We start from the raw sequence: 15938 nt of genomic DNA on the forward strand, positions 1-15938 counted from the left end.
CGCGCAAACACCTCGCGCGTCAGGTGGGTGATGATCTGGCGGTTGGCCAGGGCGCAATTGATCGCCGCGCGCATGGCGCCGAGATAGCGCTGCCCCAGCGGCGAGTCGATGGGGGCGCAGGCCAGTTCGCGATCCGGCAGGCGGATGCCGTGTTCGGACGCGGCGACGACCATCTCCCGCAGATACTCGGTGCCGATCTGATGACCCAATCCACGCGAACCGCAGTGGATGCTCACCACCACGTCATCAACCTTGATGCCGAAGGCCGCGGCCACTGCGCCATCGAATACCTCGGCCACGCGCTGCACCTCCAGATAGTGATTGCCGGAACCGAGCGTACCCATCTCGTCACGCTGACGCTTCTTCGCCTGCACCGACACGGCATGCGGCATCGCACCGGGCATGCGGCCGTGTTCCTCAATGCGCTCGAGGTCGGCCGCATTGCCGAAGCCTTGTTCCACCGCCCACTGCGCACCGCCTGCCAGCATGGCATCCATCACCCTGTCGTTGAGGCGCAGCGTGCCGGTGCTGCCCACGCCGGCAGGAATGTGATCAAACAGGGCATCAGCCAGCGGCGTCTTGATGCGTTCCAGTTGCGCCGCCGTCAGCCCGGTGCGCAGCGTGCGCACGCCGCAGGAGATATCGAAGCCGACGCCGCCCGCCGACACCACGCCGCCCGCCTCGGCATCGAAGGCAGCCACGCCGCCGATGGGAAAGCCGTAACCCCAGTGCGCGTCGGGCATGGCATAAGATGCCTGCACGATACCGGGCAGGGTCGCCACGTTGCGGGCCTGCTCGAACACCTTGGCGTCCATGGCATGGATCAGCGCATCGCTGGCGAAGAACACCGCCGGCACGCGCATCGCGCCGCGCGGTGCGATCTCCCAGACGAATTCGGACAACTGCTTGAGTTCTTGCGGCGTCATAGAATTTTCTCGGCTAAACATCCACCACACACTGTGCTCGCCACCAGCCATCCGGCAGCTGGAATACCTTGAGTTCAGTATAGGTCGCGCCCTTCACCTCCACCGCCGGCTGGTGGCGGGCCTGATCCACGGCTTCGCCCCAGGCACGGGCGCGCAGCTGCGTGCCATCCAACTGAGCCTCGAAGCGGGAAAACAGCATATGGCGCGCGGCCATCTCAAAGATCAGAGCGTTGAGCCAATCCACCAGCAACAGCTCCCTGTCCGGCGCCGTGCAGGTAATGTCCACCGCCGTCCGTGCCTGCACCCGTTGCGGCTCGCAGATCACCGCCGTCAGGCCCAGCGCGGCCTGTTCAAAGGCCGCCGCCAGTTGCGGCGCGACACCGGCCACGCCGATGTCGGCCTCATGGGGAAAGTGCTGCCAGTAGGGTTCCATGATCAGAACATGGTGCTGGTTTCGAGATAGGTCATTTGCGTTTCCGGCTCCAACCCCCAGGCAAAGTCCAGGCGGATGGTCACATCGACAAACAGCTGCACCTTCCAGCGCAGACCGACGCCGGCCGAGGCCTTGAGATCGGTGAGGTCCATCTCCATCACCCCGGGCCAGGCGTTACCGATGTCGCTGAACACTACGCCGCGCAGCTGGCGGTAACCGGACAGCGGAAACAGATACTCGATGTTGTTGAGCAGCATGGCGTTACCCTCAAGGTAACCACCCTTATAACCGCGCAGCGAAGTGCTGCCGCCCAATGACCAGGCCGTGCTGTCAAAGGCCGTACCGTTGGCCAGGCCGAGCTGAAAACGATAGTCGAGATTGCTGCGCTGCTCATCCAGCGGCAGATAGCGGCGATAGTAGAAACGGTGGCGGTTATAACTGAAGTCACCCAGTTGCGGCACGCCTATTTCTGCCGCATAGCCATACACGCGGCCACGGCGCCGGTACTGCTCTTCGCGCACATCGACAAACTCCACCAGGCCATTGACCTGCACATTGGCCGCATCCTCATGTGGCACGGCGGCACCGTCCAGATGACGGTAGGCCTCCTGCTGCCAACCGATGCCACCGCCGTAACGCAGGCCACGCGAGGGACCGGTGGCGTTCTGCCAGCGGTACAATCCCAGCCGCACACTGCTGCTGTCCTGCCGGTACAGACCGATCTCATTGCCGCCATCGTCCAACTGCTTCAGTTCGCGCGTTACTCGACCGAGTCCGAGGTCGAGTTGATAGGGGGTGCCGCTGATGCGCGGATAGCTATAGCCTAGGAACAGTTCGCGCCGCAGCGGCGTATCGGAAGTCACCGAGTCCTTGGTGATGTATTCCAGCTTGAATCGCTGATTGAGTCCGAACAGATTGTCGAAGCGCAGCTCCATACCGTAATCGGCCTCACCGTCGGCGCGCACGCCGACGCGCGGTATGGGCAGGATGTACCACTTCTCATCCACCGTGATGAGCAGCACCGTGCCCTCCGCCTCATCCAGCAGCTCGGCCTGCACCGACTTGAACAGTCCCAGGTCCATGATGGCCTGGCGCGAATCCTCGATGCGTTCCGCATCAAGCGGGTCGCCGGCGCGGATGGTCATTTCCTGCAGCATCACCTCCGGCTTCGTGGTGTCGTTGCCGGCAAAGCGGATGGCGGCCAGCGTCCCAGCACAGGCTGCACCATGGCACAACAGACTGGCAGCGATAATGCTCAGAAGACGCACGTGAATATCCGTGGATTAGCCCAGACGCTCGAAACTGCGATCATCCCAGCAACATCTTGACGCCGAGCACGGCCAGAAAAACGGCAAAGAACCGTTTCAGCACCGGGACCGGCAGGCTGTGCGCCAGGTACGCACCGAGCGGTGCGAACAGGATACTGCTGGCAGCCACACCGAGCAGCGCCGGCAGATACAGATAGCCAACAGCCTGAGCCGGCAGGCTGGCATTGCCGCTGCCGGTCCAGACAAAGGCCACGGCGCCGGCGACGGCAATGGGCAGGCCGCAGGCCGCCGAGGTGGCCACTGCCTGGCGCATGGCCACGCCGCACCACAGCAGAAACGGCACCGTCAGCGTACCGCCACCGATACCGACAATGGCCGACACGCCACCGATCACCGAGCCGGCCACGCCCATGCCGAGACGTCCCGGCAGGTCACGATGCGCCTCCGGCAGCAGCGAAAATCCCATCTGCATCGCCACCAGTAGCTCGAACACGCCGAAGACATTGCGCAACGCAGTGGTTGGCATCTTTTCCGCGAACAGGGCGCCGACGAATACGCCAAACACGATGCCAGGAAGCAACCGCCACACTGCCGGCCACTGCACCGCACCGCGCTGGTGGTGGGCGCGTACTGAGGAAATAGAAGTGAACACGATGGTGGCCAGCGAGGTACCCACCGCCAGATGCATGATCACACTGCCATCGAAACCAAAGCCGATGAACACCCAGGCCAGCACCGGCACGATGACGAGGCCACCGCCCACGCCCAGCATCCCCGCCAACACGCCGGCAAAGGCGCCCAGGGCCAGATAGATCAACCACTCAGTCATGAAATAAAAGACCCTTAACGAAGCCAGATGGTCTTGGCATTAACGAACTCACGCAGGCCGAGCAAAGACAGCTCGCGGCCGTAGCCCGAGGCCTTGATGCCGCCGAAGGGCAGGCGCGGATCGCTTTTCACAAGACCGTTGACGAAGGCGCAGCCGCACTCCAGTTGCCGTGCAATGCGTTCGCCGCGCGCCGTGTCCGCCGTCCACACACTGCCGCCGAGACCGAAGCGCGAGTCATTGGCGATATGCACCGCATCCTGCTCGTCACGGGCACGGATCACGATGGCCACCGGACCGAACAGTTCCTCTGCATAGGCGCGCATGCCGGGGCGTACCTGATCGAGTATGGACGGCGCGTAATATGTCGCCGTCCCCTCCAGCGGACGGCAACCGGTGAGCGCCTCTGCACCGGCGGCGAGGCTGTCCATCACCTGACGGTGCAGCTCGTCGCGCAGGTCGGGGCGGGCCAGCGGCGCCAGGGTGGTATCGTCACTCATCGGGTCACCGGCCTTGAGTGCTTCCACGGCCGCCCGGAAACGGGGCAGAAACCGCCCGGCAATGGCATCGACGACGATGAAGCGCTTGGCGGCGATACAGCTCTGGCCGCTGTTGAGGAAGCGCGAGGCCACCGCTTGCTGTACCGTCCAGTCGAGATCGGCATCCTCCAGCACGATGAAGGCATCGGAGCCACCCAGCTCCAGCACGCTTTTCTTCAGGCAGGCGCCGGCGGTGGCCGCCACCTGGCGCCCGGCTGGCTCCGAGCCGGTGAGCGTCACCGCCTGCACCCGCGCATCGCGGATCACGGCCTCGACCTGCGTAGAACCGATCATCAGCGTGCGGAACACCCCGGCGGGAAAACCCGCATCGCGGAACACCGCCTCGATGGCCAGCGCACACTGCGGCACATTGGAGGCGTGCTTGAGCAGACCGGTGTTGCCTGCCACCAGCGCCGGTGCGGCAAAGCGAAACACCTGCCACAGTGGGAAGTTCCACGGCATCACCGCCAGCACCGTACCGAGCGGCTGCCAGGCGACGAAACTGCGCCCCGCATCGGAGGCAATCTCCTCGTCGGCGAGAAAGGCCGGGCCATGCTCGGCGTAGTACTCGCAACCCAACGCGCTCTTGTCCACCTCGGCCAGCGCCTCGCGCCGCAGCTTGCCCATCTCCAGGGTGATGGTGCGCGCCAGCGCCTCGCGCCGCTCGCGCAGGATCGCTGCCGCCCGCCGCATCAGCTCGCAGCGCTCAACCAGCGGTGTCGCTGCCCACAGCGGAGCGGCGGCGGCGGCCTCGTGCAAGGTCTGCTCGATGGCGGCACTGCCCCAGGCCGGATACTCCGCCAGCCGCTCGCCGGTCGCCGGATTGATGGATACAAAGGCCATACTCATCACCTCACTGCGCAAGTCCGGTTGGTGTATTGCCGTTGATTATCGCACTTCACCTCACTGGGCGGTGCAACTGCTACACTGGCCTCACTGAAAGCAGGAGAACCGCGCCATGACCACGCATACCATCGCCATCCTCGGTGGTTCCGGCTTCGTCGGCAGCCGCCTGTGCGCCCGCCTGGCCCGCGATGGCCATGGCGTCCGCGTCCTCACCCGCCATCGCGAACGGCACCGCGACCTGCTGGTACTGCCCACGGCGGAAGTCTGGGAAGGCAACCCCTACGACCCGGCGGTACTCGATGGCCTGTTCAAGGGTTGCGATGTGGTGATCAACCTGGTGGGCATCCTCAACGAGAAACAGCACGACGGCAGCGGCTTCGAGCGCGCCCATGTGGAACTGCCGCGCCAGATCGTTGATGCCTGCCGCCGCCACGGCATCCGGCGCCTGCTGCACATGAGCGCACTCGGCGCCGACGCCGAGCACGGCGCCAGCCACTACCAGCGCAGCAAGGGCCGCGGTGAGGCCCTGGTGCTTGCCGCCGCCGGCATCGACGCGACCACCTTCCGCCCCTCAGTGATCTTCGGCCCCGGCGACAGCTTCCTGCGCCGCTTTGCCGGCCTGCTGCACCTGACGCCGCTGGCCTTTCCCCTCGCCTGCCCCACCGCCCGCTTCCAGACCGTCTACGTCGGCGACGTGGTGGAGTGCTATGCCCGCGCCATCGACGACCCGCGCACCCACGGTCAGAGCTACGCCCTGTGCGGCCCGCGCGCCTACACCTTCCTCGAACTGGTGCGCTACGTGGCGCAGGTTACCGGCACGCCGCGCTGGATCATCCCCCTGCCCGACTGGCTCTCGCGCCTGCAGGCGGAAATCTTCGAATGGCTGCCGGGCAAACCGTTCTCGCGCGACAACTATCTGTCCACCAAACACGACAACGTGTGCAGCGAGCCCTTCCCGCCGGTGTTCGGCATCACCCCCACGCCGCTGGAATCCATCGCGCCGTATTATCTCGGCAACGCCGGCGAACGGCGGCGTTACGCGCGGTTGCGCAGCCGAGACTGATGACGGTGCCCGGCAACACCCACCCCAAGCGGATTGAACCACCCTTATGAATGATGCCGAACTCGAAGCCTACCGGCAGAGCCTGCTCGAACTGCGCAACAGCCTGCTCACCCTGGAGCAGATCAGCCAGGACGCCACCAGGATCGTGGAGCTGGATCAGGCCGCTGTCGGCCGGCTGTCGCGCATGGACGCCATGCAGGCGCAGCAGATGGCCCAGGAAACGGAGCGGCGGCGGCATCTGCAACTGCAAAAGATCGAAGGCGCGCTGCGCCGCATCGAGGCGGACGAATTCGGTTATTGCTACGTCTGCGGCAATGAAATCGATGCGCGGCGCTTGCAGGCCGATCCGACCATCACCCGCTGCATCAAATGCGCGCAGTGACCGTGCCATGGCCGACGGCATCCCCAAGGCCACGTCGCTCGGTTAATATGACGCCCAAGGCTTAACGGAACTGTTCTGGGATGCAAATCTATCTGGTCGGCGGCGCCGTCCGTGACAAACTGCTGGGGCTCGAACCCCAGGACCGCGACTGGGTGGTGGTGGGCGCCACGCCGGCAGAAATGCTCGCGCAGGGTTTTCGCCCGGTAGGCAAAGACTTTCCGGTGTTCCTGCATCCGCAGACCGGTGAGGAATATGCGCTGGCGCGCACCGAACGCAAGACCGCGCCGGGCTACCACGGCTTCGAGTTTCATGCCGATCCGTCGGTGACGCTGGAGGAAGACCTCCGCCGCCGCGACCTCACCATCAACGCCATGGCCGAGGCGTCGGACGGCAGCATCATCGATCCCTTCGGCGGCCGTGACGACCTCAACAACGGCCGCCTGCGCCACGTCTCGCCCGCCTTCGCCGAGGACCCGGTGCGCATCCTGCGCCTGGCGCGCTATGCGGCGCGTTATGCCCGGTGGGGTTTTCGCGTCGCCCACAGCACCAATCAATTGATGCAGGAGATGGTGGCCTCTGGCGAGGTGGATGCGCTGGTGCCGGAACGGGTGTGGCAGGAACTGTCGCGCGCGCTGACCGAGGCGACGCCGGCCCGTTTCTTCGAGGTGCTGCGCGGCTGCGGTGCGCTGGGGCGCATCTTTCCCGAACTGGAACAGCTGTTCGGCGTGCCGCAACCCAAGCAGCACCATCCCGAGGAAGATACCGGCGTGCACACCCTCATGGTGCTGGAACAGGCGGCGCGCCTGTCGCCGCAGCCGCAGGTGCGCTTCGCCGCCCTGGTGCATGACCTCGGCAAGGGCACCACGCCACGGGAGGAATGGCCGCGCCACATCGCCCACGAACACCGCGGCGTCGCCCTGGTGGAACAGCTGTGCGAGCGACTGCGCGTGCCCGCCGATTACCGCGACCTGGCCCTGCTGGTGACGCGCTACCACGGCGTATATCACCGCGCCGAGGAGCTGCGCGCCTCCACCCTGCTGGAGCTGCTGGAACACCTGGACGCCTTCCGCCGCCCGCAGCGTGTGGAGCAATTCCTGCTCGCCTGCGAGGCCGATTCGCGTGGCCGTCCCGGCTTCGAGGCACAGGACTTCGTTCAGCCCGGCCTGATCCGCGAGGCCCTGCACATCGCAAACAGTGTCGCTGTCAGTGAGGTCATTGCCGCCGGCTTTGCTGGCAAGGCGGTAGGCGAGGAGCTGCGCCGCCGACGCCTTGCCGCCCTGAAGACGTGGCGCGGCCAAAAAGAGGATGCCGCCCCCTTGTGATCCCTTGCGTTGCCGTCTAAACCTCTAAAAAAGGTCTGAACTTATTCAGAGCTTCCCTAAGCAGAGGTTCACAACAACAGCAACGGAGCGCGCCATGAACAGAAAAATTCCGGTCCTCGTGGAGGAGGATGTCTACTACCTGCTGCAGGAACTGCAAACCGCCAAAGACCGTGATCTGAGTGCGGTGATACGCCGCCTGGCGGAAGCCGGCAGCCCGCAGGCCGGACGACGCCAGTCCATTCAAGAGCTAAAAGACACCCCCATACGCAACGTCGCTGTTTGAGCAGGTTGCTCAGGCATACACCCAGAACAATACAGCGCCCAGCAGCAGGCGGTAGATGACGAACGGCAGCATGCCGATGCGTTCCAGCAATTTCAGGAAGAGGTGGATGCACAGATAAGCGGCCAGACCAGAAATGGCGCTGCCCAGCAGCAATGCGCTCCAGTCCACCGCCGCCTCCCCCCCCGCCAGTTCAATCACGTGCAGCCCGCCGGCCAGCACGATCACCGGGATCGACAGGAGAAAAGAAAAGCGCGCTGCCGCCGAGCGCGACAGACCCATCATCAGGCCGGCGGTCATGGTGATGCCGGAACGCGAGGTGCCTGGGATCAGCGCCACCGCCTGCGCCACGCCGATCACCAGCACATCCTTCCAACCGATGGCATGCTCAGTGCGCGCGCCGCGCCCCCTGGCATCGGCCCACCACAGCAGCAGGGCAAAGATCACGGTGGCCCAGGCAATCACCAGGGGTGAGCGCAACTCCGTTTCGATCACCCCTTTGAACAACAGGCCGGCCAGCCCCACCGGGATGGTGCCGAACAACACCGCCCAAGCCAGGCGGCTCTCGCCCACCATCTGCCGCGTCGCCAGCGAGCGGCCCCAGTCGCGCGCCATCACCCGCAGATCGCGGCGGAAATACCACACCACCGCCGCCAGCGTGCCCACGTGCGCCGCCACATCGAAGGCCAATCCCTGATCGGCCCAGTCCTCCAGCTGCGGCAGCAGGATCAGATGGGCGGAACTGGAGATGGGCAGAAACTCGGTCAATCCCTGCAGGATGGCGAGGGCGATGATTTGTATTAGTTCCATGCATTAATTCCGAGTTTCGAGTTTCGGCAGAATGGAGTCGCGTTCCAATCAAAACTCCAAATCCTAAACTCGCAATGGGTTCTCAGCGTTTCTCCACCACGATGCGGGCGTAGCGCCCTTCCTTGGCAATCTCGCTGTGGATTACCGCGAAGCCGGTGTGATTCAGCAGATAAATCAGATCTTCACGCGAGAAGCGGTTGTGCTCGACGAAATGGATGAAGAAATCCTCCAGCTCGGCGGTAGTGATATCGCTGCCGAATAAGCGCGCCTCATCGGTCTGGTTGCGCACGTAGACCTCCAGGGGCGCACGCACCCAGTCGGCAATGTAGAAGCGGCCACCACGGCGCATCACGCGGCTGATCTCCTGCAGGGTGCGCAGCGGCTGATCCATTTCGTGCAGCACCACCGAGCACATCACGGCATCCACCATGCCGTCAGCCAGCGGCAGCCTGGGTTCGTGCAGATCCTCCTCAATGATCTCGCAACCGGCAGGCAGCTCGCCCACCGCCTGCAACATGTATGGCGCCACCTCCACGCCGATGGCGCGGATGCCGGGATAGCGCTGTGCCAGCGCCTTGACGAACAGGCCGGGGCCGGCGCCGAGATCGATGACCACTGGGTTGGCCGAGTAGGCCGGCTCCACCCATTGCTGCCAGGCAGTCCAGAACAGCTCGTCGAAGCGGCTGTCGAAAGATTCCTTCATCAACTGGGCAAAGCGCTCACCATCGCGGTGGTGCTTGGCCAGCATTTCCTGGGTCTGTTGGCGCCGTTCGGACATGACTTGCTCCTTGTGCGGTTTTTGCGGCGGCAATGATACCTCGTTTGGCCACGCAATAGCGTGTCAAACCTTTGTAATCAAAGCTTCACAGGGGCTTGGTACGGTGGCGCCGTACCCAAATGACGAAATGAGAGAGCGCAGACCATGAATAACGAAATCGTTGCCTTTTACACCCAGCCCCTGCCCCACGGCCACGGGCATCGCAGCCGCCTGTTGCAGGAAATCGCCTTCCTCGAAGGCCGCCTCACCGACCTCAACGCCGTGGGCGAAGGCGACAACGCCTATGAACGCGCCCTGGGACGCACCTACCAGGCCCTGCTCGGCTTGCGCCGCAGCGAGCTGGCCACGCTCCACAACTGATGCGCGCGGCCGGAATCCCTCACAGGCGATAACGCTCGTCACGCACTGCAAAGCCCGCGCCGGCATCGGCCACGCCGCGCCCCAGCGCCAGCACCTTGAACAGCTCCCCCATCTCCCCCGGCATCATCAGCCGCTTCAGTTGTGCGGCCATTTCCAATTGCTGCCGCATGTCCTGCACATCCTGCGCCAGTTCCAGCAGGCCGCTGCCAATCAAGTAATTGGCCTGGTTGGCAAAACCCAGCACATCCAGGCCGGCCTCCGCCGCGGCCTGCGCCATGGCGGTGAAATCCACATGGGCGGTGATGTCCTGCAGACCGTGCAGGATCAAGGGGTCCGGGTGACTGCGGTGGCGATAGTGGCACATCAGCGTGCCGCCGCTGCGCTGCGGGTGGTAATACTCATGGCGCGGAAAACCGTAGTCGAACAACAGCAGCACACCGCGTTGCAGACAGGCTGCCAGGCTGCGCAACCAGTCCTCCGCCGCCAGGTTCACCTCGGATTCGTAGCCCTCCGGCCATTGCTCCGCCGCCGCACGTTCCTGTACCCGTGCCGCCAGCCGTGGCGTGCATACCGGCAGTTCAGTCCAACTGAACGCCGCGCCGGTCCAGGTGACGCCCAGTTCATGGACCTGGCCATCACGCCAACGAAAGCGATGCACCGGCATGGCATCGAGCACCTCGTTGCCCAACACCACACCGACAAAATGCTCCGGCAAGGCATCCCGCCACTGCACCCGCGCCAGCAGATGCGGCGCACGCGCCGCCAGCGTTTCCCCCTGCCGCGCGCGCAGGTCGGCACTCACTTCGAGTATGGAATAGGCGGCGGGAAGGGCGTTGATACGCTCCAGCTCCAGCAGGATATCCGTTGCCATGGCACCGCTGCCGGCACCGAACTCCAGCAGCTCGCCACCCGCCAGTTCGGCCAGCACGCCGGCACAGTGTCGCGCCACGCAGCGGGAGAACAGCGGCGACAGCTCGGGGGCGGTGACGAAATCGCCCGCGACGCCGAACTTGCGCGCCCCGGCGCTGTAATAGCCGAGACCCGGCGCATACAGCGCCAGCTCCATGTACCGGGCAAAACTGATGGCGCCGCCGGCAGCGCTGATGTGGTCGCGCAACAATCGGGTGAGCGCCGCGCTGTGCGCCGCCTCATCCGCCGATGGCGGCGGCAGTTCGCGCAGGCTGGCAGCAGCCCTGCGCAGGTCGTGGGAGTCAGACAAGGTGGAGTTTCCGGCCGGGATGAGTTTCGGTAGAGTGTGCCAGATGAGCCAGCGCAACAAAAGCACGCCCGATTCCGATACGCTCGACGGCAAGGTGGTGTTGATCACCGGCGCCGCCCACCGTATCGGCGCCACCACTGCACGCCTGCTACACGCCGCCGGCGCCAACATCGTGCTGCACTACCGCAGCTCGCGCAAGGCGGCGCAGGCGCTGCAAAAGGAACTGAACGCGCTGCGCGACAACTCGGTGGTGCTGGTGCAGGCCGATCTGCTCGATACCGACAAACTGACGGCACTGGTGCGCGAGGCACACGGCGCATGGAACCGTCTCGACGTGCTGATCAACAATGCCTCCACCTTCTATCCCACCACCGTGGGCAAGGTGGAGGAGAAAGAGTGGAACGACCTCATCGGCTCCAACCTCAAGGCGCCGTTCTTCCTCGCCCAGGCCGCGGCACCGCATCTCACCAAGGCCCACGGCTGCATCGTCAACATCGTCGACATTCACGCCGACCGCCCGCTCAAGGGCTATCCGGTGTACTCCATCGCCAAGGCCGGCCTGGTGATGCTGACCCGCGCCCTGGCCGGCGAGCTGGGACCGCAGGTGCGCGTCAATGCCGTGGCGCCGGGCGCGATCCTGTGGCCGGATCACGACATGGACGAGGTGACCAAGCAGCGCATCGTCTCGCGCACCTTCCTCAAACGGCAGGGCGAGCCGCGCGACATCGCCAAGGCCGTGCTGTTCCTGATTCGCGATGCCGGTTACATGAGCGGGCAGGTGATTACGGTGGACGGCGGCCGCTCACTGAATTCGTAACCTCAAATACAAGCTACAAGCAGACTCTGCATCAGAACTCAAACGCCACCGGCCACAGCGGCTGGCTTTTCTTGTCGAAGACTTCCCACATTTCGCCATAACTCACACCCAGTTGCGGGTGCTTGAGCTGCGGCGCGATCTCCGCCAACGGCCACAGCACAAAGGCATTCTTGGTGATCTCGTCGCGCGGGATGTCCAGCTTGCCCTCGTGCAGCACCAGATCGTCGTAGAGCAGCAGGTCGATGTCGAGGGTGCGCGAGGAAAAGCGCGGCCCGTTACGCACACGGCCGTGCGCCTCCTCGATGGCACGCAGCTCTGATGCCACCTGCTGCGGCGTCAGCGCGGTGTCGAAGCCGGCCACCAGGTTGTAGAAACTGTCACCGGCAAAGCCCACGGCCTCGCTTTCGTACACCGAGGAGAGGATGAGTGTGCCGAAACGGCCCCTGAGGTCGGTGACGCCGGCACGGATGTTCTGCTCGCGCTCGATGTTGCTGCCGATACTGACGTAGACACGCGCCATTCAGGGCTTGCTGCCGCGCTCGATGATGATGCCCACATCGCCGGCATAGCGCACCGCCCCCTTCTTGTTGAGGCGCACCCGCACCCAGGAGACGTTGAACTCGTTGAGGATGATCGCGGCCACGCGCTCGGTGAGCGTCTCCACCAGTTGGAACTGACTGTCGCCGACGAACTGGATCAACCGCTTGGCCACCGCCTTGTAGTTGAGGGTGTCGTCGATACTGTCGCTGGCCGCCGCCTTGCGGATGTCGGTGGCCATTTCCAGGTCCAGGCTCACGGTCTGCTTGATGCGCCGTTCCCAGTCGTAGATGCCTATGACGGTGTCGATCTTGAGGTCGTTGAGATAAATGATGTCCATGGGCAGAAAAGGTACTCGGGAAAAGGGAAAAGATACAAGGGCGAACTTGTGGTAGATTCAGCTCCCCTGATTACACACCCGGATTTCCATGAGCCTCATCGACATTGCACTGATCGCCGGCGCTTACCTGCTCGGCTCGCTGTCCGCCGCCATCATCCTGTGCCGCCTGCTCGGCCTGCCCGACCCGCGCACCCAGGGCTCCGGCAACCCTGGCGCCACCAATGTGCTGCGCTTCGGCGGCAAGAAGCTGGCGGCGCTGACCCTGCTCGGCGACATGGTGAAGGGCCTGATCCCGGTGCTCATCGCCCGCGCCCTCGCCGCCGATCCGCTGGTGCTCGCCGCGGTGGCCATGGCGGCCTTCCTCGGTCACCTCTATCCCGTGTTCTTCGGCTTCAAGGGCGGCAAGGGCGTGGCTACCGCCGTCGGCGTGCTGTTCGGCCTGTCCTGGCCGGTGGCGCTGGCGGCGATCCTCACCTGGGTCGCCATGGCCGCGCTGTTTCGCATCTCCTCGCTGTCGGCACTCACCGCCGCGGTACTGGCGCCGTTCTACATGGTCTGGCTGAACGGACGCCTCCCGTTTGTCGTGATGACGGCGGTGATGAGTCTGTTTCTACTCTGGCGCCACCGCGCCAACATCCAACGCCTGCTGGCCGGGGAAGAGAAGAAGATCGGCAAGAAGTAATTCTTGCGCAGCTTACGGAAGATCTGAATTAAGTCCATCCTGGACTTCTCAGACCACGCACATCCCTGTGCCGCGGAAGCTCTGAACTTATTCAGGGCTTCCCTAGCACGGCGCCGACAGGGTTTCCATCGGCCAGCGCGGTTGGGCGCGGATCGCCAGCGGCTCGCGCTGACCGGCGCACAGGCGCACATAACCGGCATAGGCGATCATCGCGCCGTTGTCGGTGCAGAACTCCGGCCGCGGGTAGTACACCTTGGCCCCCTCCTCGGCGGCGATCTCGGCCAGCTTGGCGCGCAATTGGCGGTTGGCACTGACGCCGCCCGCCATCACCAGCCGCTTCAGCCGGGTCTGCTTCAGCACGCGCCGGCACTTGATGGCCAGGGTATCCACCACCGCATCCTCGAAGGCGCGGGCGATATCGGCGGCGGCCTCCAGGCCATGCTGCTGCAGGGTGGTGAGGGCGTAGGTCTTGAGGCCGGAGAAACTGAAGTCGAGGCCCGGCCGATCGGTCATCGGTCGCGGGAAGGAAAAACGTGCCGGATCGCCCCGTTGCGCCAGTTTCGCCAGCGCCGGCCCGCCGGGATAGCCCAGACCGAGCAGCTTGGCGGTCTTGTCGAAGGCCTCGCCGGCGGCATCGTCCAGCGATTCGCCCAGCAGGGTATAGCGGCCGACGCCGTCCACCCGTACCAGCTGGGTGTGGCCGCCGGACACCAGCAGGGCAGCAAAGGGGAATTCGGGCGGCTCCGCCTCCAGCATGGGTGCCAGCAGGTGGCCCTCCATATGGTGTACACCAACCGCAGGCACCCCCCAGGCGAAGGCCAGGCTGCGGCCGACGCTGGCGCCGACCAGCAGGGCGCCGATCAGCCCCGGCCCGGCGGTAAAGGCCACGCCGCCGATATCGACCCGGGTCACCCCGGCCTGGCCTAGGCACTGGTCCAGCAGCGGCAACACCCGGCGCACGTGGTCGCGGGAGGCCAGCTCCGGCACCACGCCGCCGTATGCGGCGTGCAATTGCACCTGGCTGTGCAGGACGTGCGCCAGCAAACCGCGCTCACCGTGGTAGAGGGCGACGCCGGTCTCATCGCAGGAGGTTTCGATGCCAAGGACGAGCAGGGGTTCGGACATAGGGACGCATTGTCCGGAGCCCGCCCCTCCACCGCAAGGCCCCCTTTGCATTTTGGCCGGGGGATCATTAGAATTGCGCGTTCACTGTATCCCGGCCGCCCGGCGGCCTTTATTTCGAGGTAGGAAGTTTCATGCCGTCTGTCCGCGTCAAAGAGAACGAGCCGTTCGATTTTGCCCTGCGTCGCTTCAAGCGCAGCTGTGAGAAGGCCGGTGTCCTGGCCGAGGTGCGCGAGCGCCAGCACTACGAGAAGCCGACCTCCATCCGCAAGCGCCAGAAGGCTGCCGCGGTGAAGCGCCAGCAGAAGAAGGTGCAGCGTCAGCAGTCCCGCCTGGTACGCCTGTACTAAGCACCCCTGACCTTCCCGCCTGAGGTCCTTCACGGCATGAGCCAGGAATCCCTCAAGCAGCGCATCGACGCCGACATGAAGGACGCGATGCGCGCCAAGGATAAGGAGCGCCTCGGCACCATCCGTCTGATCCTCGCCGCCGTCAAGCAGCGCGAGGTGGATGAGCGCATCACCCTGGACGATACCCAGGTGTTGGCCGTGCTGGAGAAGATGGTCAAGCAGCGCCGCGACTCCATCAGCCAGTTCGAGGCCGCCGGCCGCGCCGACCTGGCCGACAAGGAAAAGTCCGAGCTGAACCTGATCCAGGGCTACATGCCGGCGCAGCTGTCCGCGGCCGAGATCGACGCCATCATCGAACAGACCATCGCCGCCACCGGGGCCGCATCGGCCAAGGACATGGGCAAGGTGATGGGGCCGCTCAAAGCCCAGTTGCAGGGCCGCGCCGACATGGGCGCCGTCAGCGCCCGCCTCAAGGCCCGGCTCTCCGTCTGAGATTTCCCGCATTTTCCCCTGGCGGAAGATGCTGCCCGATCCATAACCCCCTAGAATAAGGCCCATGGCCGGCCGCATCCCCCAGCAATTCATCGACGAGCTGATCAGCCGCGTCGATATCGTCGACGTGATCGACGCCCGCGTGCCGCTGAAGAAAAAGGGCCGCGAGCATGTGGCCTGCTGCCCGTTCCACAACGAAAAGACCCCCTCCTTCACCGTCAGCCAGAGCAAACAGTTCTATCACTGCTTCGGCTGCGGCGCCCACGGCACCGCCCTCGGCTTTCTCATGGAATACGAACACCTCGACTTCGTCGAGGCGGTGGAAAAGCTGGCCGCGGGCATCGGCGTTACCGTGCCGCGCGAAGGCGGCGACAACGCACCGCGCGGCCCCTCGCCGCAACCGCTGTACGAGCTGATGGAGAAGAGCGCCCTGTTTTACCAGCAGCAACTGCGCCGCCACCCGCAGCGCCAGCGCGCCGTCGACTACCTGAAAAAACGCGGCCTGTCCGGCGAAATCGCCGCCGCCTTCGGCATCGGCTACGCCCC

21 protein-coding genes are annotated in these 15938 nt (G+C 64.9%); 10 read left to right on the plus strand and 11 right to left on the minus strand.

Features of this window, described 5'->3' with window-relative positions; all coding sequences use genetic code 11:
- From ACMV8A_RS14900 to ACMV8A_RS14920, 5 genes are all read right to left on the minus strand, one after another.
- On the minus strand, positions 1-926 hold a 926-nt coding region (locus ACMV8A_RS14900; protein WP_495326672.1), incomplete at its 3' end, for an RtcB family protein.
- A gap of 13 nt (positions 927-939) precedes the next feature.
- A complete protein-coding gene (locus tag ACMV8A_RS14905) occupies positions 940-1359 on the minus strand; it encodes an archease (protein ID WP_495326673.1) in 420 nt (139 codons plus the stop codon).
- Between the two features lie 2 nt (positions 1360-1361).
- A complete protein-coding gene (locus tag ACMV8A_RS14910; RefSeq protein ID WP_495326674.1) occupies positions 1362-2627 on the minus strand; it encodes a BamA/TamA family outer membrane protein in 1266 nt (421 codons plus the stop codon).
- 40 nt (positions 2628-2667) lie between these two features.
- A complete protein-coding gene (locus ACMV8A_RS14915; protein ID WP_495326675.1) occupies positions 2668-3456 on the minus strand; it encodes a sulfite exporter TauE/SafE family protein in 789 nt (262 codons plus the stop codon).
- A 14-nt stretch (positions 3457-3470) separates the two neighbouring features.
- Positions 3471-4835, minus strand: coding sequence for an NAD-dependent succinate-semialdehyde dehydrogenase (locus ACMV8A_RS14920; protein WP_495326676.1), 1365 nt, complete (start codon positions 4833-4835; stop codon positions 3471-3473).
- Positions 4836-4950: 115 nt separating this feature from the next.
- Here ACMV8A_RS14920 and ACMV8A_RS14925 point away from each other — a divergent pair, with 115 nt between their 5' ends.
- From ACMV8A_RS14925 to ACMV8A_RS14940, 4 genes are all read left to right on the plus strand, one after another.
- The gene (locus ACMV8A_RS14925) at positions 4951-5901 is read left to right on the plus strand and encodes a complex I NDUFA9 subunit family protein (protein WP_495326677.1); all 951 of its coding nucleotides are present in this window, start codon (positions 4951-4953) and stop codon (positions 5899-5901) included.
- Positions 5902-5947: 46 nt separating this feature from the next.
- On the plus strand, positions 5948-6283 hold the full coding sequence (locus ACMV8A_RS14930; RefSeq protein ID WP_495326678.1) for a TraR/DksA family transcriptional regulator: 336 nt from the start codon (positions 5948-5950) through the stop codon (positions 6281-6283).
- An 80-nt stretch (positions 6284-6363) separates the two neighbouring features.
- Positions 6364-7605: a multifunctional CCA addition/repair protein gene (locus ACMV8A_RS14935; protein ID WP_495326679.1), complete on the plus strand. Its 1242-nt coding sequence runs from the start codon at positions 6364-6366 to the stop codon at positions 7603-7605.
- A gap of 94 nt (positions 7606-7699) precedes the next feature.
- Positions 7700-7888, plus strand: coding sequence for a hypothetical protein (locus tag ACMV8A_RS14940; RefSeq protein WP_495326680.1), 189 nt, complete (start codon positions 7700-7702; stop codon positions 7886-7888).
- 9 nt (positions 7889-7897) lie between these two features.
- On the opposite strand, the gene ACMV8A_RS14945 is transcribed toward ACMV8A_RS14940, so the two are convergent.
- The gene (locus ACMV8A_RS14945; protein ID WP_495326681.1) at positions 7898-8695 is read right to left on the minus strand and encodes an undecaprenyl-diphosphate phosphatase; all 798 of its coding nucleotides are present in this window, start codon (positions 8693-8695) and stop codon (positions 7898-7900) included.
- An 82-nt stretch (positions 8696-8777) separates the two neighbouring features.
- A complete protein-coding gene (locus ACMV8A_RS14950; protein WP_495326682.1) occupies positions 8778-9473 on the minus strand; it encodes a class I SAM-dependent methyltransferase in 696 nt (231 codons plus the stop codon).
- A gap of 144 nt (positions 9474-9617) precedes the next feature.
- Here ACMV8A_RS14950 and ACMV8A_RS14955 point away from each other — a divergent pair, with 144 nt between their 5' ends.
- Positions 9618-9833 (plus strand): hypothetical protein, encoded by a 216-nt coding sequence (locus ACMV8A_RS14955; protein ID WP_495326683.1) that lies wholly within the window; start codon positions 9618-9620, stop codon positions 9831-9833.
- A gap of 19 nt (positions 9834-9852) precedes the next feature.
- On the opposite strand, the gene ACMV8A_RS14960 is transcribed toward ACMV8A_RS14955, so the two are convergent.
- Positions 9853-11052 (minus strand): class I SAM-dependent methyltransferase, encoded by a 1200-nt coding sequence (locus ACMV8A_RS14960; protein ID WP_495326684.1) that lies wholly within the window; start codon positions 11050-11052, stop codon positions 9853-9855.
- 43 nt (positions 11053-11095) lie between these two features.
- Between ACMV8A_RS14960 and ACMV8A_RS14965 the strand changes: the two genes are divergently transcribed.
- The gene (locus tag ACMV8A_RS14965) at positions 11096-11869 is read left to right on the plus strand and encodes a pteridine reductase (RefSeq protein WP_495326694.1); all 774 of its coding nucleotides are present in this window, start codon (positions 11096-11098) and stop codon (positions 11867-11869) included.
- 31 nt (positions 11870-11900) lie between these two features.
- Here the strand turns inward: ACMV8A_RS14965 and folK are convergent, their stop codons facing one another.
- Together folK and folB are read right to left on the minus strand one after the other, a co-directional pair.
- Positions 11901-12389 carry a 2-amino-4-hydroxy-6-hydroxymethyldihydropteridine diphosphokinase gene (folK, locus tag ACMV8A_RS14970; RefSeq protein ID WP_495326685.1) on the minus strand — a complete coding sequence of 163 codons (489 nt, stop codon included), beginning with the start codon at positions 12387-12389 and terminating at the stop codon, positions 11901-11903.
- Positions 12390-12746, minus strand: coding sequence for a dihydroneopterin aldolase (gene folB / locus ACMV8A_RS14975; protein WP_495326686.1), 357 nt, complete (start codon positions 12744-12746; stop codon positions 12390-12392).
- Positions 12747-12834: 88 nt separating this feature from the next.
- On the opposite strand from folB, the gene plsY reads away from it, so the two are divergent.
- Positions 12835-13428 (plus strand): glycerol-3-phosphate 1-O-acyltransferase PlsY, encoded by a 594-nt coding sequence (plsY, locus tag ACMV8A_RS14980; protein WP_495326687.1) that lies wholly within the window; start codon positions 12835-12837, stop codon positions 13426-13428.
- Between the two features lie 102 nt (positions 13429-13530).
- Here the strand turns inward: plsY and tsaD are convergent, their stop codons facing one another.
- Positions 13531-14541: a tRNA (adenosine(37)-N6)-threonylcarbamoyltransferase complex transferase subunit TsaD gene (tsaD, locus tag ACMV8A_RS14985; RefSeq protein ID WP_495326695.1), complete on the minus strand. Its 1011-nt coding sequence runs from the start codon at positions 14539-14541 to the stop codon at positions 13531-13533.
- A gap of 143 nt (positions 14542-14684) precedes the next feature.
- Between tsaD and rpsU the strand changes: the two genes are divergently transcribed.
- The 3 genes from rpsU to ACMV8A_RS15000 all read left to right on the plus strand — a co-directional run.
- Positions 14685-14900: a 30S ribosomal protein S21 gene (gene rpsU, locus ACMV8A_RS14990; RefSeq protein WP_495326688.1), complete on the plus strand. Its 216-nt coding sequence runs from the start codon at positions 14685-14687 to the stop codon at positions 14898-14900.
- Between the two features lie 36 nt (positions 14901-14936).
- Positions 14937-15392 (plus strand): GatB/YqeY domain-containing protein, encoded by a 456-nt coding sequence (locus ACMV8A_RS14995; RefSeq protein WP_495326689.1) that lies wholly within the window; start codon positions 14937-14939, stop codon positions 15390-15392.
- Between the two features lie 64 nt (positions 15393-15456).
- Positions 15457-15938, plus strand: a 482-nt coding sequence (locus ACMV8A_RS15000; protein WP_495326690.1) for a CHC2 zinc finger domain-containing protein, incomplete at its 3' end; no start/stop codon positions are given.

The organism is Sulfurivermis sp., from assembly GCF_059410345.1.